The sequence below is a fragment of the Streptomyces sp. NBC_00322 genome (assembly GCF_036147535.1).
Lineage (GTDB): Bacteria > Actinomycetota > Actinomycetes > Streptomycetales > Streptomycetaceae > Streptomyces.
Genome location: NZ_CP108019.1, coordinates 7,525,319 through 7,547,314, shown reverse-complemented (window position 1 = coordinate 7,547,314; position 21,996 = coordinate 7,525,319). Strand labels below are relative to the sequence as shown.

Genomic DNA, 21,996 nt, shown 5'->3' with positions numbered 1-21,996 from the left:
CGAGCGGTAATTGTTACTGACAAGCCGTCTAAAACGTCTTCACGCGGGCGACACCAGGGAGCAGCAAGCATGGCCGAGAAGATCGCGTTCTCCATCGAGTCCGCCCGCGGCAGCCAGGCGCTGTCCGTCACCTACGAGCGCGCGGGCAGGGGCGAGCCGCTGCTGCTCCTCCATGGAATCGGGCACCACTGGCAGGCCTGGGAGCCGGTCATGGGGATCCTGGCGGCGGAGCGCGATGTCATCGCCATCGACCTGCCCGGCTTCGGCACGTCCTCCGCGCTGCCCGACGGTGTTTCGTACGACCTGACCAGCGTCGGCTCGGTCCTCGGCGCGCTGTGCGAGTCGCTGGCGATCGAACGCCCCAATGTCGCGGGGAACTCCCTGGGAGGACTGCTCGCCCTGGAGTTGGGCCGGGAGAAGCTCGTCCGGTCGGTCACGGCCCTGTCGCCCGCCGGCTTCTGGTCGCCGGGCGAGCGCCAGTACGCCTTCGGGATGCTGCAAACCATGCGACGCGCGGCCCAGGCGATGCCGCTGCCGATGATCGAGGGGCTGTCCCGGTCGACCGCCGGGCGGGCGGCGCTGATCAGCAGCATCTACGCCCGGCCCGGACGGCGATCACCTGAGGCGGCGGTCGCGGAGACCCTCGCCCTGCGCGAGGCCACCGGTTTCCACCAGACGCTCGCCGCCGGCCGGGACGTCCTGTTCACCGACGATGTGCCCGATGTGCCGGTCACCATCGGCTGGGGCATGCGGGACCGGCTGCTGCTGCGCCGCCAGGGCATCCGGGCCAAGCACGTCATCCCCGATGCCCGGCTGGTGCGACTGCCCGGCTGCGGCCATGTCCCCATGAACGACGATCCCGCGCTGGTCGCCCGCGTGATCCTGGACGGCAGCCGCTGACCGCTTGTTGAACACCCCGGAGCCGAGTGCCGCGCCCACCCCGGCCAGCACACCGCCCACCGCCTGGGGCGCGCCGAACGAGCCCGTCCCGACGAGCGGCGCGGTCAGGGCGGCGGCGACGGGGATCAGTCCGGAGAACAGCGTGGCGCGCTCGGCGCCGATGCGCTGAACACCCATGTACCAGGTGACGAATCCGACGACCGTGACGACGGCCGCCTGCCACAGCAGTGCGAGCGTCTCCGCCTGCCCCGGCGCGCGCACAAAAGCCGCGCCGTCGAGGACGAGGCCGATGATCGTGGATTCGACGGCGGCGATGCCGCAGACCGTGGCGGTGAGCAGTTTGGGGCCGAGCGGGCGCAGCACCGGAGTGGCCAGTACGGCGAAGCCGACCTCACCCGCCAGCGCCCCCACCGACCACACGATGCCGATCAGGTCGGTACGGCCCCACCCCTGGACGGTGAAGGCTCCGGCCGCCACCAGCAGCGCTCCGTACAGAACGGGCCGGGCGGGCCGTCGGCCGTCCAGGAGCGGTACGAGCACGGCGACGATGACGGGCGCGCAGCCGACGAACACGCCCGGAACAGCAGGCTCCGAGGTGCGTTCCGCGGCCAGGATCGCCAGATTGAATCCGACCATGCCGACGGCGGCGAGCACGCAGAGGCGTACCCACTGCGACCGGCCGAGGGCCCGCAACGGTGCGAGCGCGGCCCGGCCGCCGAGCAGCGGCAGCAGGAGCAGACAGGCCAGGGCGTAGCGCAGCGCCTGACCACCCGCGTACGGATAGTCGCCGAGGACGCTGTTGGCGGTGAAGGAGGCGCCGACGAGGACGTAGGCGAAGCTGACGAGCAGCGCCCCGCGCAGGGTATTCGCGTTCATGTGGCGACGCTATGGATCGAGGCGGTCCCGGTTAAGGTCCACTTCCATGACGTCATCGGGGACCACTTCGGCCGCGGGCGGATCGTCACGCGGTGAGGCCTGGAACACCGCCTGGGAACTGCTGCTGCCCGCGGCGGCCGCCCCCGCACGGCAGCGCGGGCGGGCCCTGCAGTCGGCGCTGCGCGACGCCGTGCGGTCCGGAAGGCTCGCGGCGGGCACACGGCTGCCGTCGAGCCGCGAGCTCGCCGCGGATCTGGGGGTCTCCCGTGGCCTGGTCACCGAGGCGTACGAGCAGCTGACCGCAGAGGGCTATCTGCGCAGCGACCGGGGCGCGGGCACCTGGGTCGGCGACGCGACCCGCCCGGCTGTGCGCGGGGCGCGCGACCTGGCGCCACGTGCTCCCGGCGCGCTGGTGGACTTCCGTCCCGGGACGCCGGATCTCTCGCTCTTCCCGCGCGCCGCGTGGGCCGCCGCGCACAAGTCCGTGCTCGCGCGGCTGCCGCACCGGGCGCTGGGCTATCCCGATCCGCGCGGGCTTCCTGAACTGCGGACCGCACTGGCCTCGTTGCTCACCCGGCGGCGCGGCGTCGTGGCCGACCCGGAGTCTCTGGTGGTGTGTTCGGGCGTCGCGCAGGCCATGACGCTGCTCGGATTTGTCCTGCACGGGCACGGCCTGCGGACGGTGGGTGTCGAGGACCCGGGCAGTCCCGACCACGGGTCGCTGTTCGCGGCGGCCGGGCTGAGCACGACGGCGCTGCCGCTGGACGGTGAAGGGCTCGCCACCGGGCCGCTGGAGCGGTCCGGTGTCCGCGCCGTGGTGACCACTCCGGCCCACCAGTTCCCGACCGGAATCGCCTACTCCGCGAGGCGTCGCACCGAACTCCTCGACTGGGCACGGTCGGTGGACGGCCTGATCGTCGAGGACGACTACGACGGCGACTTCCGCTACGACCGCGCACCTGTCGGAGCTCTGCAGGGGCTCGACCCCGACCGCGTCGCCTACACGGGCTCGGTCAGCAAGTCACTGGCGCCGGGGCTTCGGCTCGGCTGGCTGGTGGTGCCCGGCCGCCTGGTGGACGAGGTGGTCGAGCGCAAACGCACGATGGATCTCGGCAACCCCGCCCTCGACCAGGCGCTCCTCGCGGACTTCGTCGACCGCGGCGGCTACGACCGGCAGTTGCGCCGTTGTCAGCGCGCCTACCGGGAGCGGCGGGACACCCTTGTCGCGGCGCTCGCGGAGCACTTTGTGGGCTCGGAGGTCAGCGGCATCGCGGCCGGGCTGCACATCATCGCGACGCTCCCGGAGCGCTACGGCCCCGGGCCCCGGTTTGTCCAGCGCGCGGCCGCGGCCGGCGTCGCGGTGCGCCCGCTGGCCGACTACCGGGTGGCGAGCGCCGAGGACAGGGGCGTACGTCTGGTGATCGGCTACGCGCAACTGGCGCCGTCCGACATCGTGCGCGGGGTGCGCCTGATGGCCGAAGCCGCAGTGTCGTAGGGCACGTTGTTCACTTGGGGTTCGCGCCCTGGCCGTGGCCGGGCGTTAGGCATGGCTCGGCACACTCGCCCGACCTGCCCCAGGAGGCCCAGCGATGTCGCACAGCCCGCGGAGTTCGTCCCCCGACCGCCGTTCCGTACTGCGCGGCACGGTCGCCGCGTCGGCGGCGCTTGCACTGCCCACGCTCGCAGCCGCGCCCGCACTGGCGCTCTCCGGCCGCCCCGGCGCCGCGTGGGGTGTGCAGACCGGCGACGTCACCTCCTCGTCCGGCCTGGTGTGGGTCCGCTCGGACCGGCCCGCCCGGATGATCGTCGAGACCTCGGCCACGGACTCCTTCCGGCACACGCACCGCCGGCACGGCCCCCTGCTCGGGCCGGGCACTGACTTCACCGGTACGACGTCGCTGCGCGGCCTGCCCGCGGGCGAGCAGGTGCACTACCGGGTGACACTGGCCGACCCTGACGACCCGCGGCGCACGGGCGAGCCGGTGTACGGGACCTTCCGTACGGCTCCCTCGAAGCGCCGGGAGGGTGTGCGTTTCTGTGGTCGGGCGACATAGCGGGCCAGGGCTGGGGCATCAACCCTGACATCGGCGGCTACCGCGCGTACGAGGAAATGCGGCGCCTGGACCCGGACTTCTTCCTGTGCAGCGGCGACACGGTCTACGCGGACGGTGTGATCCAGCCGAGCGTGACCCTGCCGGACGGACGGATCTGGCGCAACATCACCACCGAGGAGAAGTCCAAGGTGGCGCAGACGCTGGCCGACTTCCGCGGCAACTTCCGCTACAACCTGCTCGACGAGAACGTCCGGCGCTTCAACGCGCAGGTCCCCACCGTCGTGCAGTGGGACGACCACGAGGTACGCAACAACTGGTACCCGGGCCAGATCCTGGACGATGTGCGCTACACAGAAAAGAACGTGGATGTGCTCGCCGAGCGCTCGATGCGGGCCTTCAGTGAGTACTTCCCGATCTCCACGCTCCCCTCGCAGGGCCGCGACGGCCGTGTCCACCGGGTGGTGCGCTACGGCCCGCTGCTCGACGTCTTCGTCCTCGACATGCGTTCGTACCGCAACGCCAACTCCCCCGGCCGGCAGGCCGACGACACCCAGGGCATCCTCGGCGCCGAGCAGCTCGCCTGGCTGAAGCGTGAGTTGTCGCGCTCGCGTGCGGTGTGGAAGGTGATCGCCGCCGACATGCCGCTCGGTCTGGTCGTGCAGGACGGCGCGACGAACTTCGAGGCCGTGGCTCAGGGCGATCCCGGCGTGCCTCTCGGCCGTGAGCTGCAGATCGCCGAGCTGCTTCGTTTCATCAAGCACTGCCGGATCACGGGCACGCTCTGGCTCACGGCTGATGTCCACTACACGTCGGCGCAGCACTACGCGCCCGAGCGGGCGGCCTTCAAGGACTTCGCGCCGTTCTGGGAGTTCGTCTCGGGTCCGCTGGCGGCTGGCGGCTTCCCGGCCAACGCGCTCGACGGCACCTTCGGGCCGGAGCGTGTCTTCGTGCGGGCGCCGGAGCGCGCGAATGTCTCGCCGATGGAGTCCCCGCAGTACTTCGGGGAGGTCGACATCGACGGCGGCAGCGGCGAGCTGACGGTGCGGCTGCGGGCTGAGGGCGGGACGGTTCTGTTCAGCAAGGTGCTCCAGCCCGGGTGCGTGGGGCAGTAGTACGCGCTCTGCGGTGAATCAGGGAGCCGAACAGTCCACGCCAGAAAGGGTAAGAACCAGCCGATAGCGACCCAGATCCGGGCTTAACCCATCAGTCACAAAGCGTTCGTGATCACGCAACACCATTCGGTCACAGTGATGCCATGACTGATGTGACTTCCGCGAAGACCGCCCGCCGCCCACACCACTGGCGGCGGGATCTCGTCGAGTTGGCGGCCATGTTCACCGCCGTGGCCGTCGCCGATGCCATCGCCAACATGGTCGGGCACGGCCCCGACGGCCCGTTCCTGCTCATCGCCTCGGCCGTGGTGCTCATCGCCACGGCCACCTTCCACACATGGTGGGCACGACGCCACAGCCACGCCCCTCCGGCGCTCACGTCCGATACCGCCGGTGGGGCGCGGGAGGCCGGCGCGACCGAGCTCGCGGCTCGGGGCGGCGAGCTGTTCGAGACCTCGCTGTGGCGGATGCGTACCACGGTGCGGGACACCCCCGGCAGCCTCGCCGCGCTGTGCACCGCCCTCGCCCGGCACCGGGTGGACATCCTGACCCTGCAGACGCACCCGCTCGCCGAGGGCACGGTGGACGAGTTCCTGCTGCGTGCCCCCGCGTCCCTCCAGGCCCAGCAGCTGACCCGGGAGATCTCGGCGGCGGGCGGCAGCAACACCTGGATCGAGCGCGCCGACGCCCACGACCTCGTCGACACCCCGACCCGGGTGCTCGGCCTCGCCACCCGTACCGCCCTGGACGCGGCTGAACTGCCGCTCGCGCTGCGCCAGTTGCTCGGCCGCTGCACGATCCACTCGCTGCCCGCCGTCAGCCTCTCCGGCCGACCCACGGGCGAGATGCCTCCCGTCGAGGGCGTACTGGAGGAGACGGTGATGCGGCTGCGCGACCCGAACGGCGGCGCGATCACCGTCGAGCGGCCCTATCTCCCCTTCACGCCCACGGAGTTCGCCCGGGCGCGGGCCCTGGTCGAGCTGGATGCCCGCCTGGGCCCCCGCGTCCCGCGCAGCGAGGACGTCCTCACCCTCCCCGAGGGCAATGAGATCACCGTGCGCCGCGCCGACCAGGGCGATGTCCCGGCAGCGAAGGCCATGCACGACCGCTGCTCCGACCGCACCCTGAGCCTGCGCTACCACGGCCCGATCGGCGACGCCGACCGCTATCTCAACCATCTGCTCAGCCCGCGCTTCGGCCGCACACTCGCCGTGCAGACGACCTCCGGCAAGCTCGTCGCCCTCGGTCATCTGCTGTGGGACGGCGACGAGACCGAGGTCGCCCTGCTCGTCGAGGACGCCTGGCAGCGCCGAGGGATCGGCGCGGAGCTGCTCGGCCGACTGGTCGACCTGGCCGTCGAGGCCGGCTGCGAGAGCGTCTACGCCGTGACCCAGTCGTCCAACACCGGCATGGTCGCGGCCATGCGCGGTCTCGGGCTGCCGCTCGACTTTCAGATCGAGGAGGGCACGCTGGTGATCACCGCCCGACTGGACGCGACTGCCGTACGCCCCCGCGCTCGCTTCGAACAGGCTGAGCGCTGAGGGCCTGGGTCAGATCGCGCCACAGATCCTCGACGTCCTCGAGCCCGACCGACAGCCGCAGCAGCCGGTCGCTGACGCCCGCCGAGCGCCGGTCTCCCTCAGCCACGATGCGGTGGCTGATGGAGGCCGGGTGCTGGATCAGCGTGTCGACGCTGCCGAGACTGACCGCGGGAGTGATCAGCCGTACGCCCGCGATCACGGCGTGCGGGTCGCCGTACACCTCGAAGGAGACCATCGCACCGCCGATCCGCGGATAGTGGACGCGGGCGACGCGCGGGTCGGCCGCCAGGCGGCAGGCCAGGTCGGCGGCGGTGGTGGAGGCGGCCCGTACCCGTACCGGCAGGGTCGACAGTCCCCGAAGCAACAGATATCCGGCCATCGGGTGCAGAACACCGCCGGTCGCGAAGCGGACCTGGCGCAGCTTGCCCGCGAATTCCTCGTCGCAGGCCACCACTCCGCCCATCACATCGCCGTGCCCGCCCAGATACTTCGTGGCACTGTGCAGCACGAGCCGGGCGCCGTGCTCGACCGGCCGCTGGAGCACGGGAGTGGCGAAGGTGTTGTCGACGAGCAGCGGCACGGAGCCGCAGGCGTGCCGCACGGCCCGCAGATCGACCTCCGCCAGCGTCGGGTTCGCGGGCGTCTCCACCATCACCAGACCGGTGTCCGGCCGGATCGCCGCGGCGATGCCCGCAGGGTCGGTCCAGGTCACCTCGGTGCCCAGCAGCCCGGCACCGAGCAGATGGTCGCTGCAGCCGTACAGCGGACGCACCGCGACCACATGGCGCAGGCCCATGCTCGCCCGTACCAGCAGTACGGCGGTGAGAGCCGCCATGCCGCTGGCGAAGGCGACCGCGCTCTCGGTCCCCTCGAGCCTGGCCAGGGCGGTCTCGAAGCGGGCCGTGGTCGGGTTGTCCAGCCTGGCGTAGACGGGCGGCCCCTCCAGGCGCGCTCCGGTGGCGGCGAACTCGTCGATCCGTTCCGCTTCGCCTGCGGCGTCGTAGGAGGGATAGGTGGTCGACAGATCCAGCGGCGGGGCATGCAGACCGAGCTGCGCGAGATCCTCGCGTCCGGCGTGGACTGCTTCGGTGGCCAGCGCCCGGGGTGGGTGGGCGGCGAAGGCTGCGTTCTCCATGCCCGCACTGTGAACACCCACCGGCAGGTCTTGGCCATGGCCCGTGTTACGTTCGGCGAATGGCTGAAACTGTCGCTCTCGACCCGGTGGATCTTCACATACTCCGGCTGCTGCAGAACGACGCCCGGACCACCTACCGCGATCTGGCGGCGGAGGTCGGAGTCGCTCCTTCCACGTGCCTTGACCGGGTGGCGAGGCTGCGCCGCTCCGGTGTGATCCTCGGGCACCGGCTGGCCCTGGACCCGGCCCGGCTGGGGCGGGGACTGGAGGCGCTGCTCTCCGTACAGGTCCGTCCGCACCGGCGTGAACTGATCGGTCCGTTCGTCGAGCGCATCCGGGCTCTGCCCGAGTCCCGTGCGCTGTTCCATCTCACGGGCCCGGACGACTACTTGGTGCATGTGGCCGTGGCGGACACCGCGGATCTGCAGCGACTTGTGGTGGACGAGTTCACCTCCCGGCGCGAGGTCGCCCGGGTCGAGACCCGGTTGATCTTCCAGCAGTGGGACTGCGGCCCGCTGCTGCCTCCTCAGACAGGTGGCTGACAGGCCGCTGGGACTCGATGATGGTGACGCGGAGGCCCCACTCGTATGAGGATGTGCCCATGTCAGTCACCCTCAGCAGCCAGCTGCCCCGCCAGGTCGCCGACGCCTACGTCGACGCACTCATCGAACTCGATCCGACGATTGGCACATATCTCGGGGTCAAGGAGAGCTCGGGTCTCCTTCCCGACTACTCCCCCGCAGGTCAGGAGGCATTCGCCGAGCTCGCACGCGAGACGCTGGCCAGGCTGGACCATGCGGAGAAGCTGCCGGGCGCCGAGAACGACGCCGAGCGGCGCTGCGGGCGGCTGCTGCGGGAGCGTCTGACGGCCGAACTCGCTGTTCACGAGGCTGATGAGGGTCTGCGTACGGTGAGCAATCTGCGCTCACCGGTGCATACGGTGCGCGAGGTGTTCACCGTGACGCCCACGGAAACCGATGAGGACTGGGCAGCCATCGCGCGGCGGCTGCGTGCGGTGCCGCACGCGCTGGAGGGTTACCGGGCCTCGCTGGAACTCGGTCTGGAGCGCAAGCTCCTGGGCGGCCCACGTGCCACGCAGACGAATATCGGCCAAATGACGGAGTGGATCGGCACGGACCGGAGCTGGTTCGACGACTTCGTCGCGGACGGCCCCGCCACGCTCCGCACCGAACTCGACGCCGCGGCCCGCTCGGCGACCGAAGCCCTGACCGAGCTGCGCGACTGGATGCGCGATGTGTACGCACCTGCCGGGGCGGACGCGCCCGACACGGTCGGGCGCGAGCGCTACGCCCGCTGGTCGCGCTACTTCAACGGCACCGACCTCGATCTCGACGAGGCGTACGCCTACGGCTGGTCCGAATACCACCGGCTGCTGGCCGAGATGAAGACCGAGGCCGACAAGATCCTTCCGGGCGCGGGGCCCTGGGAGGCGCTCGCGCACCTCGATGTGCACGGCGAGCACATCGAAGGCGTCGAGGAGGTACGGGTCTGGCTGCAGAGGCTGATGGACGAGGCGATCGAGGCGCTGGACGGCACACACTTCGAACTCGCCGAGCGGGTACGGAAGGTGGAGTCCCGTATCGCTCCCCCGGGCGGTGCCGCGGCGCCCTACTACACCGGTCCCTCGGAGGACTTCACCCGGCCCGGACGCACCTGGCTGCCGACCATGGGCGAGACGCGCTTTCCGGTGTACGACCTGGTGTCGACCTGGTACCACGAGGGTGTGCCCGGCCACCATCTGCAGATCGCGCAGTGGGTGCATGTCGCGGACCAGCTCTCCCGCTATCAGGCGACGATCGGCGGCGTCAGCGCCAACGCCGAGGGCTGGGCACTGTACGCGGAGCGGCTGATGGACGAGCTCGGGTTCCTGCCCGACCCGGAGCGCAGGCTCGGCTATCTGGACGCGCAGATGATGCGGGCGTGCCGGGTGATCGTGGACATCGGCATGCATCTGGAGCTGGAGATTCCGGCGGACTCACCCTTCCACCCGGGCGAGATCTGGACTCCGGAGCTGGCGCAGGAGTTCTTCGGCAGCCACAGCGGGCGGCCGGCCGACTTCGTGGAGAGCGAGCTGACGCGCTATCTGTCGGTGCCGGCGCAGGCGATCGGCTACAAGCTGGGCGAGCGGGCCTGGCTGCTGGGCCGGGAGAACGCCCGCAAGGCGCACGGCGACGCGTTCGACGCGAAGGCGTGGCACATGGCGGCGCTGTCGCAGGGTTCGCTGGGACTGGACGATCTGGTCGACGAACTGTCCAAGCTCTGACGACCGGTTCACACGGGCGGGTGAGGCGGCGGCCGGGCTCGGGTGCGAGACACCCTTCGGCCAGCCGCCGGCTCGTCGTCGAGGGTCGGCAGCAGCCGAGTCGTCCGCGCCGACGGGCGCTGTCAGCAGATCTGCCTCGCGCGGCGCGGGCGGCGCGCTGGGGTCGGTCACCACCAGCGTCGTCCACTCCTCGCCACTGCCTCGGCGGGCGATCAGCCGCCCAGCGGAGCCGACCGGAGCCGAACGACGGAGCCGTGCCGCTCCTTGACGATCTCCAGCTGGGCGGGGATACGACGACGCAGATCGGCGACATGGCTGACGATGCCTACGCTGCGGTCCCGTTCGCGCAGCGAGTCGAGGACGTCGAGCACCTCGTCCAGGGTCTGGTCGTCCAGGCTGCCGAAGCCCTCGTCGATGAAGAGGGTGTCGAGCCGTACGCCCCCGGCCTCGTCGGTGACGACATCGGCGAGGCCGAGCGCGAGGGCGAGTGAGGCGAAGAAGGTCTCACCGCCGGAGAGCGTCGCGGTGTCGCGTTCGCTTCCGGTCCAGGCGTCCACAACATGCAGACCGAGCCCGGAGCGCTTGCCGCCCGCTTTGGTGTCGCTGTGCACCAGGGTGTAGCGGCCGGACGACATGCGCTGCAGCCGCGCGGTGGCCGCGGCCGCGACCTGTTCGAGGCGAGCCGCGAGCACGTACGACTCGAGACGCATCTTGCGTTCGTTGTCGGCTGATGTACCGGCGGTGAGAGCGGCGAGCCGGGCGACCCGGTCGTACTCCTCGCGCAGCGGGCCCAGCCGGAGTACTTCCGCCACGGCCTGGCGGGACAGTCTCGCCAGCTCGGCACACCGGTCGCGGGCGGCGGCGAGCACGGACGCGGCGTCGCGCAATGCCCGCTCGGCGTTGTCGTGGGCGACGCGGGCGGCTTCCGGGTCGGCGGGCGGATGCTCCGCGGCGCTACGGGTGTCCGCCTCGGCCAGCCGGTCGGCGACCGCGGCCGCCTCGGTCTGCCAGGCGTCGATGCGGTGCTGCAGGCCGCGCTGCTCAGCGACTGACAGCAGCGCGGCGGCCGCGGCGCGCGGTGTGTCGAACCCGGCCCGGAACGCGGCGTCGGCCAGCCGGTCGTCGGCCTCCTTCAGCCGCTGCGCGGTGAGATCGAAGGACCGCACGGCGTCGGCTGCCCCGGCGAGCAGCCCCACCCTGCGCTCCAGCAGCGTGGCATGCTCGGCGACACTGCCCGCGTCACCCCGGGCCCGGACCAACTCGTTCTCCAGCGCCGCCTGTTCCCGGTCGAGACCTTCGCGCCGCGAGGTCCGCGCCGCGACCCGCCGCTCGGCCTGCTGCTGACCGGCGAGCCGCCCTTCGTGCTCGCGCTCGGCACGGTCGAGCGCCTCGCGCGCGTCGTGCATGCCGGAGGCGACGTGGTGCGCGTGACGGTAGTCGCGCTCCAACTCCTCGACGAGGGCGAACAGTTCGGCGGCGTCAGGGTCCGCGCCGGTCCCGCCCAGGGCGTCATCCGGCTGACCAGCCGCCGCATCAAGCCCCGTACCCGAAAGCACCGGCTCCCCGCCCCGCAACGCGGCGGCACCCGCATCCCCAGCCGGTTCCGAACCCGGCGACGGCGCCCGTGCCTCGTCCCTCGCCGTCGTGAACGCCTCGTGAACTACCGCCAGTTCGCGTTCCGTGTCCGTCTTGGCGGCATCCGCTCGCGTGTAGTCCCCGTACGCCGCGTCCTCGGCCGCGCGGTCCACGTGTCCTGCGCCCGCCCGGGCCGGGGCCGGGTGGTCGGCCGAACCGCAGACCGCGCAGGGTTCGCCGGGGACCAGACCTGTGGCCAACTCCGCGGCGATGCCGCGCAGCCGGCGTTCCTTGAGGTCGAGCCAGCTCTCGCGGGCTGCGTTCGCGCGTTCGCGAGCCGTACGCAGCCGCTCCTCCATCTGTGCGGTGCGTGCCGCCAGTTCGTCCCGTTCACGGGCTGCCCGCGCCGTGCGGCGCGCCGGATCGAGCTTCCCCGCGAGGTGTTCCGCGCGCGTCGCCGCTTCCTGCGCGGCCGCGATCCGTTCCTGGCAGGTCCGCCGGACCGTGTCCCAGTCAGCCAGCCAGCTCGCCGCGTCCTGGAGAAGGTCCTCGTCCGCCCGGGCCTGACGGTCGAGGTCCGCCCGCTCGCGGGTGATCTCAGCGCTGCGTTGCTCCGCGCGCCGAGCGGCTTCCAGGCCGCCCAGGTCCTGGCGCAGCTTCCGCTCCAGGGCCGACAGCTGCTCCGCTCCCGCATCCTTGAGCTCGGGCGGCAGCCCGGCGCGCGCCCGGTCACGGTCGGCGTGCGCGGCGCGGTGTTCTCGCTCGGCGTCGTCCCGCAGCCTCAGCGCGGGCTCGACGAGCTCCGCCTTGCGGGCCCGTTCCAGCGTGGCCTGGTTCTGGTCCCGCTCGGGACGCCGCGCCTCCACGGCCTCGCGCCGCTGCCGTGCGTCCTCGTATCTCGCCTGCAGCCTGGCCAGTTCGCGCTCGGCGTCCAGGGCGTGGCGGGCGGCCGCCTGCCGGCTTTCGGCCGCGGCCAGCGCGCAGTCGCCGATGTCCAGCGTCTCCCGGGCACCCGCGCGGGCGACGGCCGCCCACTCCAGGACGGCCGTGGCGAGTCCGGGGTCCCCCGGCTGCTGCCGGGGCGGCGGCCAGTCGCCCGCCGTTGCGCCCGCGGCCTGCTCCATGCGGTGGGCGATTGCGAGCAGCCGCTCGTCACCGGCCCGTACCTGCTGTTCGGCGGCGCGCCGCCGGTCGGCCAGGCGCTCCTCGACCGCGGCGAAGCGGCGTGTGTCGAAGAGCCGCCCGAGCAGCTTGCCGCGCGCCTCCGCGTCGGCGCGCAGGAAGCGGGCGAAGTCCCCCTGCGGCAGCAGCACCACCTGGCAGAACTGGTCGCGGCTCATCCCCAGAAGCTGCGCGATCTCCTCGCCGATCTCCTGGTGGGAACGGCTCAGCGCCTTCCACGCGCCTTCCTTGGCGTCGTATTCGCGCAGCCAGCTCTGCGCCCGTTCAGTCGTGAAGCCTTGCCCGTTCTTCTTGGGGCGGGGCTGGGCGGGCCGCCGCCGGATCTCCAACCGCCGTCCCGCCACGGTCAGTTCGAGGCATACCTCGGTGAAGGTGCCGGCCACCGCATGGTCGCTGCGCAGCGAGGCGCCGGGACTCTGCCGCGCGCCTGGCACCGCCCCGTACAGCGCGAAACATACGGCGTCGAGGACGGAGGTCTTGCCCGCTCCGGTCGGGCCGTGCAGCAGAAAGATCCCGGCTTCGCAAAGCTCGTCGAAGTCGACTTCCTGGGCGGCTGCGAAGGGGCCGAAGGCGGTGAGGCACAGCCTGTGCAGTCTCACCTGGCCACCTCGCGCACGCCGTCGTCCACCCGCACGTCGTCGAAAGCACCGCGCAGGACGGTGCGCTCCAGACCGTCGGGCCCACTGCCGCCGCGCACATGGGCCACGAAGTCCTCGGCGATCTGCTGGTCGTCACGTCCCTTCAACCGCTGTGCGTACGAGAGGATCTCGTCCTTGTCGGAGCGCTCGGGCTCGAAGACCAGGCTGAGGGTGTACGGGAACCGCTCGGCCAGCCGTGCCATCGGCTCGGCCGGGCGGACGGCGTCGGTGAGGGTGGCCTCGACGAACGACTGCTCGTGCGCTGCGAGGGCCGGGTCGTCGAGCAGTTCGCCGAGCGGTCCGCGCAGCCGGGCGAGCGGCCGCGGCACGGGGCAGTCGATGCGCTCGGCCTCGATCTCGCCGTGCGCGCCGAGATCGATGAGCCACATCGTCTTGCGGTGGTTCGTCTCCGAGAAGGAGTAGGCGAGCGGCGATCCGGAGTAGCGCACGCGCTCGGTGATGGTCTGGCAGCCGTGCAGATGGCCGAGGGCGGCATAGTCGACGCCGTCGAAGACCCCGGCGGGCACGGCGCAGACGCCTCCGACGGTGATGTCCCGCTCGCTGTCGCTCTCTTCGCCGCCCGCCACGAAGGCGTGGGCGAGGACGACGGATCTGGTCCCCGGCTCCCGGGTCGCGAGGTCGGCGCGCACCCGCTCCATGGCCGCGCCGATGACCGACTCGTGTCCCGCCTTCTCCGTCCCGAACTCGTCCTTCACCAGGGCCGGTTCGAGATACGGCAGTCCGTAGCAGGCCACCTGGCCGTGCGCGTCGCTCAGCAGCACGGGTGTGGCGCACCCGGCCGGATCGGTCCGCAGATGGATCCCGGCGCGCTCGATCAGCCCCGCCCCGACACCGAGCCGGCGCGCAGAGTCGTGGTTCCCGGAGATCATCACGGTCGGCACACCTGCGGCGGCGAGCTGGTGCAGCGCCCGGTCGTACAGTTCGACGGCGGCGAGCGGCGGCACCGCCCGGTCGTACACGTCTCCCGCGACCAGTACCGCGTCCACGTCGCGATCGCGCACCGTCGCCACCAGGTGGTCGAGGAACACGGCCTGGGCGTCGAGCATGCTCACCCGGTGGAGCGAACGCCCCAGGTGCCAGTCCGACGTATGCAGGAATCTCATGATCCCCGAGAGTATCGGTGGGGTCTGACATCACGGGCGGCTTCAGGCGTCTCCATACGCCTCGCCCCCCAGCTCCAGTCCCGCCGTCCCCGCCGTGGCGTCGGCCAGCCAGCCGCGGAAGGCGTCCACATCGGCGTCCGGCAGCCCGATCTCGATCGTCACCGCCTCCCCGTACCGCACCTCGCGCACCGTGCGTCCGGTCGCCCGCAGATCGTTCTCCAGCTTGCCCGCCCGCTGGTGGTCGACGGTGACGGTGGCCAGCCGGAAGCGCTGGCGGGTGATGGTGCCGAGCGTGTCCAGGGCCTCGCCGACGACTCCGCCGTACGCCCTGATCAGCCCGCCCGCGCCGAGTTTCACACCGCCGTAGTACCGGGTCACGACGGCCACGACATACCGGACGTCGCGCCGCATCAGCATCTGCAGCATGGGCACACCCGCCGTGCCGCCGGGTTCGCCGTCGTCACTCGCCTTCTGCACGGAGGCATCGGCGCCGATGACGTACGCGAAGCAGTTGTGCGTGGCGGTCGGGTGCTCCTTGCGGATGCGTGCGACGAAGGCCTGCGCCTCCTGTTCGGTCGCGGCGGGCGCGAGCGCGCAGATGAAGCGCGATCTGTTGATCTCGGTCTCGTGCACGCCCGCGCGGGCGACCGTCCGGTACTGCTCCTGCATCCGGCCACCCTATGCGCCTGCGCAGGACAAGAGCGCGGAGGGAAGCGGAGGCGAGGGGAGCGGAGGGGAATGCTCTGCGCGCGCCGCCCGTTGTCACATGCATGTACGCAGACGCAGAGACGATCCGCAGGATCCTTACCTCCACGGGCGACACCTGGGCGGTCGTCGGCCTGTCGAACAACCAGTCACGGGCGGCGTACGGGGTCGCCGACGTCCTCCAGCGCTACGGCAAGCGCATCGTCCCGGTGCACCCCAAGGCCGAGACGGTCCACGGCGAGCAGGGGTACGCGACGCTCGCGGACATCCCCTTCGACGTCGACGTGGTCGATGTCTTCGTCAATTCGGGCCTCGCGGGACCGGTCGCGGACGAGGCGGCGGCGATCGGCGCGAAGGCGGTCTGGTTCCAGCTGGGCGTGATCGACGAGGACGCCTATGAGCGCACCTGTGCGAGCGGCCTGGACATGGTCATGGACCGCTGCCCGGCGATCGAGATCCCGCGGCTGGGCTGACGGGCCGAGCGGGGCAGCGGCAACACCCGGACAGGCCTCCGCAGGTGCGGACTGGGGTTGTTCGGGTATGTACCACGCCCCCGGCGTGCGCCCATACTTGCGGCGTACCGACCACACGGGGGAGGCACCAGTTGGGGCAGCTGATTCGCACCCGGGACGGCCGGACTCTTGCTGTGGAGCACCAGGGAAATCCACAGGGCAGGCCGGTCTTTCTCTTGCACGGCACTCCGGGCAGCCGACTGGGACAGGCTCCGCGCAGCGGACTGCTGTACCGGATGGGCGTGCGTCTGATCACCTTCGACCGTCCCGGGTACGGCGGGTCGGACCGATTACCGGGGCGGCGGGTGGCCAATGCCGCGGACGATGTCGAGACGATCGCCGACGAGCTGGGGCTCGATGAGTTCGCCGTCGTAGGGCGCTCCGGCGGCGCGCCGCACGCTCTGGCCTGCGCGGCTCTGCTGCCCAAGCGCGCGACACGTACGGCCGCGCTCGTCGGGCTGGCTCCACGTGACGCCCAGGGCCTCGACTGGTTCGAGGGCATGACCGAGTCCAATGTCCGGGAGTACATCAACGCGGCAGCAGGCCTTGGACAGCTGGCCGCCGCGCTGCGGTTCCGCGCGACAGCGATCCGGGCGGACCCGGCGGGCTGGGTCGCCGACATGCTCCGTTTGCTGCCGGAGTCCGACCGCGGGATCGTCGCCGACGTCGGAATCCAGTCCATGCTCGTACGCAACTTCAAGGAAGCGCTGCGCAGTTCGGCCGACGGCTGGGTCGACGACATCATGGCGTTCAGCACGGACTGGGAGTTCCGCCCCGAGGACATCAGAGCGCAGGTGCTGCTCTGGCACGGCGAGGACGATGTCTTCGCCCCGGTGCAGCACACCCGGTGGCTGGCCGAGCGGATTCCCGGCGCGCAGTTGGCGGTGAAGCGCGGGGCGGCCCACTTCGGTGCGCTGCAGGTGCTCACCCGCGTACTGAGCTGGGCCACCTCGTGAGCCGCCTCAGACCGGCTGCGGTTCGAGGTCGCGGTTGACGCGCCGCCACTCCCGTGCCGCCTCGGTGATCGGATGCTTCACGCCCAGCTGTTTGGTGGCGGACGCCAGAGTCTCGGTGCGTAATTCCTGAGCCTCTTCCTCTCTGTCTGCCGAACGCAGCGTGATCGCGAGATTGGTCCGGCAGGCCAGTACATCCGGGTGCGTCGGCTCGTACCGGTGCAACAGGCCCTCCAGCGCGGCCCGTTCCCAGTGCTCTGCCTTCTCGTGCTCCCCCAAGTCACCGTAGGAGTTGGCGAGATTGATCGCGGCGCACAGCGTGAAGGGATGACGCGTGCCCAGCGCCCCCTCCAGCGCCGTACGGATCTCTTCACCCGCTTCCGCCGCCTGAGCCGCGGCGTCGAGACCGCGCTGGTAGATGGTCACGTTGTTGCGGCAGGCCAGGGTGAAGGGATGGTCGTTGCCCAGCGTCTCGCGGTACCCGTCCAGGATTTGCAGGGCGAGGTCGAGGGCCGCCTGCTTGTCTCCGACCGCCGAATAGTCCGCGGCCAGGTTGAGCCCGCAGGCGAGGGCGTCGGGCACCTTCGGTCCGTACCGCCCCCGGTAGCGCTTGTACGTCTCCTCCGTGATGCGTTTCGCCTCGTGCGGCTCACCGGCCTTGCGGAGGGAGACCGCGAGGCTCTTGGCCGTTCGCAGCACCTCGGGCACATCCGTGTTCAGTACGCGCTCGAACGCGGCCACGACCTCGCGCAGGACCTGTACCGAGGACCGGTACTCACCGGTTTCCCGCAGGTCACGGGCGAGGTGACCCTTGGTCGTCAGGGTGAACGGATGGTCTTCGCCGAGCAGTGCGCTGCGACGCTCCACCGTTTTCTCATCCAGCCTGCGCGCCCGTTCGCTGTCGCCGGTGAGCCGGTAGTCGATCGCGAGGTTGTTGGCCGCCATCAGCGTCCGCGGATGGTTCTCGCCGAAGATCTGGCGAAATCCGTAGTAGATCCGCCGGTCCCGTTCCAGCGCGTCGTCGAACCGCCCCAGGCCGCGCAGATCGGCGGCCAGGCTGCCGGTGGTGATCAGAATGCTGGGATGGTCGTCATGCGGGTGGTCCTCGTGGAGCACATGGATCTGGCGGGCGAGGGTGTCCTCGTCCATGTCGTGGGCCTCGTGGTACTTCCCCTGTGCGCGCAGGGCGTTGGCCAGCTCGAAGCGCATGTTCAGGGTCTGGAGGTCGTTCTCGCCCAGCTCACGGGACCAGGTCTCGTTGAGCTGTGATCCCAGGACCCGCGCGGCCTCGAGTTCACCGCGCTTGAGCAGATAGCGGACGCGGTCGACCATCAGCTGCCGTACGTTCTCCTCGTCGCAGTCCGCGATGCCCGACGGATCGAGGTGGGGCCAGATCAGGTCGAAACTCGGCCAGCTCTTGGGGTCGTTGACCGGATTGTCCCTGTCCGCCCTCTCCGCCGGCCGTGCCTCGGCGAGAACGCGATGCACTTCGTGCTTCGCCTTTTCCTGTTCCTCCGGCGAGAGCCCGGCCCGGACCGCTGCCTGTACCAGCCGGTGGACCTGGATTCTGCTGTCCACCGGGTCCTGGTCCACCTTGGCCAGCGCGAAGCGGTTCAGGGTCTCGATGACCTTGCCCAGCATGTACCTTTCCCGCAGGTCGGGGTCGTACGGCAGCAGCGACTGGAGCATCGAGTCACTGCCGATCAGCTGCATCGATATCGGCTCCGCGGAGAAGAACGAGCACAGCTCCAGCAGCCGAACCGCCGCTTTGGACTCCTCACGCAGCCGCGCGATCGAAATGTTCCAGGTCGCGCCGATCCGCAGGGAGTAGTCCTCGGGCTTGCCGAGTGAGAGGACCTTGGTGCTCTGCTCCTTCAGCTGCTCCACATAGGAGTCCACCGGAGTGGCCGTCTCGGCGAGCCAGGCAGCCGCCACTTCCACCGCCAGGGGGAGGTCGCCGACAGCCTCGGCGACCCGGTCGGCATCCCGGGAGGGCAGTTTCGACACCCGGCGGCACAGGTGCTCGACGCTCTCGGGGCGGGTGAAGACCTCGACTTCCATCGGTTCCAGCCGCGTCGATCGCGGCTTGTTGCGGCACGTGGCCAGGACATGGCCGTAGATGCCCTGGGACACGGGGCCGGTCTCCTCGGGGAGCAGCTTCAGCGCCCCGTCGAGATCCTCCACATTGTCGAAGATCAATAACCAGCGGGCGTACGGTTCGCCCCTGCGCAGCGCCTGCACCGCGGCCTCGGCCGCCTCGGCGACCACATCACCGGCCCTGAGACCGAGCTCCGCGGCCAGCTCCGCGAGTGAGGACACCACACGGTCGGGCTGTTCCGCCTCCACCCACCACACCAGGTCGTAGTCGGCCCGGAAACGGTGCGCGTACTCACGGGCCACCTGCGTCTTGCCAACGCCCCCCAGCCCGTACAGGACTTGGGGGAAGCGCTGGCCGGAGCGGGTGTCGCCGCGCAGCTGGTCGCGCAGTCGGTCAAGGACGGAGGCACGGCCGGTGAACCAGGAGTGGCGGGGCCGCAGGTTCCACACCTTGGGTACGGACCCCGGGTAGCGCACTCCGGCTGCCGCGGACGGCCGGGACATGGCGGCTCTCTCCCCCCGGTCCAGCGCGGACAGCAGCGCGGTCGCCGCATCTTCCTCGTCGAGCCGCACCAGATCGACGCCCCGGACGCTGATGGGCAGATTACGGCGTACGTCGCCGACTCGGACCGGGACCAACTGACGCCGGCTGACGGAGGAATCGAGACTGGTGGACGACTCCCAGAGGTTCCCGTCCCGCTGCGCGTCGAGAAAGGCCTGCGAGACCACGGCGAGCACGGTGTATGCCCCGGCGGACCCGAATTCCACTTCGACACCGGCCAGTCGCCCCGAACGGACATCCACCGGCACCACGTTGAATCCGCTGCGGCTGAGTACCGATTCGAGCCAGTCGGCCCACAGTTGGTCCTCGGCCACATAGGGCAGCACCACATTGGACTGCGGAATGGGCGGTCGCCGCGTATAGGACTTCACATGGGCGCGCCGTTCCGCCTCGTCGATCGGTGGCAGCGTACTCACCAGCCCATCGGTGAGCACGGAGGTGAGCCGCTCGCAGGCGGTGAGCATCGAACTGGAAATGTTCGGAGCGTCACCGAAGGTCGCGAGGATTTCCTCATACGCGTAGAACGGTCGGTAGGGAACCTCAACCGATCCCCAGTAATTGGCGAGTTCGTCCCTGCTCAGCCCTGCAGGAAGCCCGGGGAAGCTCTCCCTGGCCAGTGCGCGACCGGCGTCGGCCTTCTCCTTCTCGCCGTCGTCTATCCGCATCGGAACCGGCAGTATGCGGATGTTCTTGTCGTGGTACCGCTCTGCGATATCGCGGGCCACTTCTGACGCACCGTTGATGGACTGGTCGCTCAGGGTGAAGCAGACCACCAGAACCTGCGGCATCTGGACCGTACAGATATCGGCGATATCGCTGAGTCCGGTCCTGCTGTCGATCAGGGTGTAGTCGTAGTGACGGCGCATGTCCGCACGCATCGCGTCGAAGAACTGACCGCCTCCGAAACGCTCGTAGAAGTCGTCCCAGTCCATTCTTCCGACGGTCGCCGAATAGTCGCGATTGCGCCTGCCCGCGGAGAGGAAGTCGAGGCTGCCGCCTTGCGGAAAGGCCCAGTCGAGGGAGGTCGCGTGCGGCCTGACCCGCGCGTACTCGCGGTGCCAGTCGGTTTCGCGCTGCGCGGGCCGCCGGGCCTCCTCCTGGTACTCGGTGATCAGATTGATCAGCCCGGGAGTGGCTTCCAGGACGGGGAGATCGAGAAACGGGTGGAAGAAGCGGTGCAGGCCCGGTGCTTCCAGGTCCCAGTCGACGGCCAGCACGCGATAGCCGTTCGCCGCCAGAATCCAGGCGACGTTGGCCAGCGCCATGGTGCGGCCCGTGCCGCCCTTGTACGAGTAGAAGGTGACAATGGTCCCTTCGCGATTCCCTGTCATCACGACCCCTCCCCCTTGTCGGCGTTGCCTTTTGGCTGCTCCGTGTCATGAGCGGTGGATGCGGGAACTGCCGCTCCGTAGCCGATCCCCGACGGAAGCACCCGTGGGATCGGAGCGCTGGGTCCCGGTGGCGGATAGGTCCGCGCATGGGCCGCGTAGTGCTTGTCCGCCGACTTCACGGCGCCCGGCAGCTCCTGGCTGAACGCCTCCAGCGTGGGGAGTCCGCCACTCGACGACCGATGCCCGCCGCTCGCTTCCGGCCGCGGAGCCAGAGACTCTTCCGTGGCCGCACTCAACTCCTCCTCCCGCTGCCGCGATTCGGGGTCTTCCCGATTCCAGGGGATCATGACGCTGATCCAGGGACGGTCCTCGGCGCACAGCCGCCGCACCAGGTCCCTGTGGTGCGGGGCGTCGAGCGCCCAGCGGTCCAGCAGAAGAAGGCTCGGCGCCCGTGGCGGCCCCGGAGCCAACAGGCGCTCCGCTTCGGTCTCGAAATCCCCGACGCTCACCCGGTAGTCCAGGTTTCTGACGAGATCGACGGCGTGGTCGGCAATCGGTCTGGAGGATTTGGGATGGTACGGATTCCAGTCGCGCGGGCGGGGGCCGTAACAGTCCGAGCCGCGGTCCGGAGGAAGACTGGACCGGGAACAGGCGAGGACCGACACCTCCATCTCCCGTGGATGACCGGGCGGTCCGAACGCGCTGGGCATCGACCCGTAGTCCTGGCGGGGATCGCCCTCGGATATCTGTGTCTGCTCCGCCACGCTCACGATGCGCTTCGCGAGGAGATAGACCGCGCGCTCGTACTGGTCCCGTAAGTATCTGAGCTTGATCAGCCCATAGAACCCCTCGTCGGCATAATCTTCCCCGAACGTCGCATGGTTGAACTGCAGCCGCTCCGCCGGATGCGGCAGCTGCTTCGCCGGCACCGGAACCCACAGCGCCGGAACGATCCCGGTCACCGGGCTGCTGTTGATGCGCGCCTGATGGTGTGCCGCGCGTTTGGAGAAAACAAACCATTCACGGCCGCACTGTTCACTCAGGAAGTAGCGCGGCGAATAGAGCGGCACGAAGACCCTGCAGTAGGCCAGAGCCTCCGACAGCCGCTCCTGCCAGCCTTCCCCCGGCTGCATCTGCTGATCCAGGAACCCGGCCGACGCCCCCGCCGGAAGCGAGGTGAGCTGGCGCACGTGATCGCACAGATCGCTGTGCAGCCTCTTCACCCAGATGTTCGGGTCTTTGTCCTTCGGATGATTCTTCGGCGTGTGTGCATAGCTGAGGAAGAAGTATGGCTCTGATCCATCTCCCCCCGCCCCCATGGCTCCAAGCAACAACGTCTCCCCCGGTCCATGTCGATGGATCCCTCAGTGTAGAAACGCCGATTACTCAGCGGAACAGCGCGAACACGCCTGCCC

The 21,996-nt window shown here is 70.4% G+C and carries 13 protein-coding genes and 3 pseudogenes; 9 read left to right on the top strand and 7 right to left on the bottom strand.

Annotated elements, in window-relative coordinates:
- Positions 1 to 69: 69 nt before the first annotated feature.
- Positions 70 to 900 (top strand): alpha/beta fold hydrolase, encoded by an 831-nt coding sequence (locus OG905_RS34480; RefSeq protein WP_328680518.1) that lies wholly within the window; start codon positions 70 to 72, stop codon positions 898 to 900.
- Positions 901 to 936: 36 nt separating this feature from the next.
- Here OG905_RS34480 and OG905_RS34475 read toward each other — a convergent pair.
- Positions 937 to 1,536: pseudogene (locus OG905_RS34475) on the bottom strand (EamA family transporter); the annotation flags it as partial.
- Between the two features lie 286 nt (positions 1,537 to 1,822).
- Between OG905_RS34475 and pdxR the strand changes: the two are divergent.
- From pdxR to OG905_RS34460, 3 genes and pseudogenes are all read left to right on the top strand, one after another.
- Complete coding sequence (gene pdxR, locus OG905_RS34470) at positions 1,823 to 3,271, top strand: MocR-like pyridoxine biosynthesis transcription factor PdxR (RefSeq protein WP_328680516.1); 1,449 nt, start codon at positions 1,823 to 1,825, stop codon at positions 3,269 to 3,271.
- A gap of 94 nt (positions 3,272 to 3,365) precedes the next feature.
- A pseudogene (locus OG905_RS34465) lies at positions 3,366 to 4,942 on the top strand (alkaline phosphatase D family protein).
- A 143-nt stretch (positions 4,943 to 5,085) separates the two neighbouring features.
- Positions 5,086 to 6,483, top strand: coding sequence for a GNAT family N-acetyltransferase (locus OG905_RS34460; protein WP_328680514.1), 1,398 nt, complete (start codon positions 5,086 to 5,088; stop codon positions 6,481 to 6,483).
- Here the strand turns inward: OG905_RS34460 and OG905_RS34455 are convergent.
- Positions 6,419 to 7,618: a trans-sulfuration enzyme family protein gene (locus OG905_RS34455; protein WP_328680512.1), complete on the bottom strand. Its 1,200-nt coding sequence runs from the start codon at positions 7,616 to 7,618 to the stop codon at positions 6,419 to 6,421. The two genes, OG905_RS34460 and OG905_RS34455, sit on opposite strands and share 65 nt — an antisense overlap.
- A 59-nt stretch (positions 7,619 to 7,677) precedes the next feature.
- Here OG905_RS34455 and OG905_RS34450 point away from each other — a divergent pair, with 59 nt between their 5' ends.
- The 3 genes and pseudogenes from OG905_RS34450 to OG905_RS34440 all read left to right on the top strand — a co-directional run.
- Positions 7,678 to 8,160 (top strand): Lrp/AsnC family transcriptional regulator, encoded by a 483-nt coding sequence (locus OG905_RS34450; protein ID WP_266488317.1) that lies wholly within the window; start codon positions 7,678 to 7,680, stop codon positions 8,158 to 8,160.
- A gap of 59 nt (positions 8,161 to 8,219) precedes the next feature.
- A complete protein-coding gene (locus OG905_RS34445; protein ID WP_328680508.1) occupies positions 8,220 to 9,902 on the top strand; it encodes a DUF885 domain-containing protein in 1,683 nt (560 codons plus the stop codon).
- A 142-nt stretch (positions 9,903 to 10,044) separates the two neighbouring features.
- Positions 10,045 to 10,170: pseudogene (locus tag OG905_RS34440) on the top strand (Lrp/AsnC family transcriptional regulator); the annotation flags it as partial.
- On the opposite strand, the gene OG905_RS34435 reads toward OG905_RS34440, so the two are convergent.
- From OG905_RS34435 to OG905_RS34425, 3 genes are read right to left on the bottom strand one after another with little or no spacing between them, the layout of a single operon-like run.
- Positions 10,115 to 13,258, bottom strand: coding sequence for an AAA family ATPase (locus OG905_RS34435; protein ID WP_328680506.1), 3,144 nt, complete (start codon positions 13,256 to 13,258; stop codon positions 10,115 to 10,117). The pseudogene OG905_RS34440 and the gene OG905_RS34435 sit on opposite strands and share 56 nt — an antisense overlap.
- Positions 13,255 to 14,421, bottom strand: coding sequence for an exonuclease SbcCD subunit D (locus tag OG905_RS34430; protein ID WP_328680505.1), 1,167 nt, complete (start codon positions 14,419 to 14,421; stop codon positions 13,255 to 13,257). The genes OG905_RS34435 and OG905_RS34430 overlap by 4 nt, the downstream gene beginning before the upstream one ends.
- Positions 14,422 to 14,463: 42 nt before the next feature.
- On the bottom strand, positions 14,464 to 15,090 hold the full coding sequence (locus OG905_RS34425; RefSeq protein WP_328680504.1) for a YigZ family protein: 627 nt from the start codon (positions 15,088 to 15,090) through the stop codon (positions 14,464 to 14,466).
- Between the two features lie 101 nt (positions 15,091 to 15,191).
- Between OG905_RS34425 and OG905_RS34420 the strand changes: the two genes are divergently transcribed.
- Together OG905_RS34420 and OG905_RS34415 are read left to right on the top strand one after the other, a co-directional pair.
- The gene (locus OG905_RS34420) at positions 15,192 to 15,599 is read left to right on the top strand and encodes a CoA-binding protein (RefSeq protein WP_328680502.1); all 408 of its coding nucleotides are present in this window, start codon (positions 15,192 to 15,194) and stop codon (positions 15,597 to 15,599) included.
- A 131-nt stretch (positions 15,600 to 15,730) separates the two neighbouring features.
- Positions 15,731 to 16,594, top strand: a complete 864-nt coding sequence (locus tag OG905_RS34415) for an alpha/beta fold hydrolase (protein ID WP_328680500.1) — start codon at positions 15,731 to 15,733, stop codon at positions 16,592 to 16,594.
- Positions 16,595 to 16,600: 6 nt separating this feature from the next.
- Here OG905_RS34415 and fxsT read toward each other — a convergent pair whose 3' ends face one another.
- Together fxsT and OG905_RS34405 are read right to left on the bottom strand one after the other, a co-directional pair.
- On the bottom strand, positions 16,601 to 20,581 hold the full coding sequence (gene fxsT, locus OG905_RS34410; RefSeq protein WP_328680499.1) for an FxSxx-COOH system tetratricopeptide repeat protein: 3,981 nt from the start codon (positions 20,579 to 20,581) through the stop codon (positions 16,601 to 16,603).
- The gene (locus OG905_RS34405; protein ID WP_328680497.1) at positions 20,581 to 21,912 is read right to left on the bottom strand and encodes a TIR-like protein FxsC; all 1,332 of its coding nucleotides are present in this window, start codon (positions 21,910 to 21,912) and stop codon (positions 20,581 to 20,583) included. Before OG905_RS34405 ends, fxsT begins: the two co-directional genes overlap by 1 nt.
- Positions 21,913 to 21,996 lie beyond the last annotated feature (84 nt).

What these genes read in the sequence shown, in the direction of transcription:
- OG905_RS34480 (WP_328680518.1), top strand. Translation starts at nt 70, where the DNA reads ATGGCCGAGAAGATCGCGTTCTCCATCGAGTCCGCCCGCGGCAGCCAG.
- pdxR (WP_328680516.1), top strand. Translation starts at nt 1,823, where the DNA reads ATGACGTCATCGGGGACCACTTCGGCCGCGGGCGGATCGTCACGCGGT.
- OG905_RS34460 (WP_328680514.1), top strand. Translation starts at nt 5,086, where the DNA reads ATGACTGATGTGACTTCCGCGAAGACCGCCCGCCGCCCACACCACTGG.
- OG905_RS34455 (WP_328680512.1), bottom strand. Translation starts at nt 7,618, where the DNA reads ATGGAGAACGCAGCCTTCGCCGCCCACCCACCCCGGGCGCTGGCCACC.
- OG905_RS34450 (WP_266488317.1), top strand. Translation starts at nt 7,678, where the DNA reads ATGGCTGAAACTGTCGCTCTCGACCCGGTGGATCTTCACATACTCCGG.
- OG905_RS34445 (WP_328680508.1), top strand. Translation starts at nt 8,220, where the DNA reads ATGTCAGTCACCCTCAGCAGCCAGCTGCCCCGCCAGGTCGCCGACGCC.
- OG905_RS34430 (WP_328680505.1), bottom strand. Translation starts at nt 14,421, where the DNA reads ATGAGATTCCTGCATACGTCGGACTGGCACCTGGGGCGTTCGCTCCAC.
- OG905_RS34425 (WP_328680504.1), bottom strand. Translation starts at nt 15,090, where the DNA reads ATGCAGGAGCAGTACCGGACGGTCGCCCGCGCGGGCGTGCACGAGACC.
- OG905_RS34420 (WP_328680502.1), top strand. Translation starts at nt 15,192, where the DNA reads ATGTACGCAGACGCAGAGACGATCCGCAGGATCCTTACCTCCACGGGC.
- fxsT (WP_328680499.1), bottom strand. Translation starts at nt 20,581, where the DNA reads ATGACAGGGAATCGCGAAGGGACCATTGTCACCTTCTACTCGTACAAG.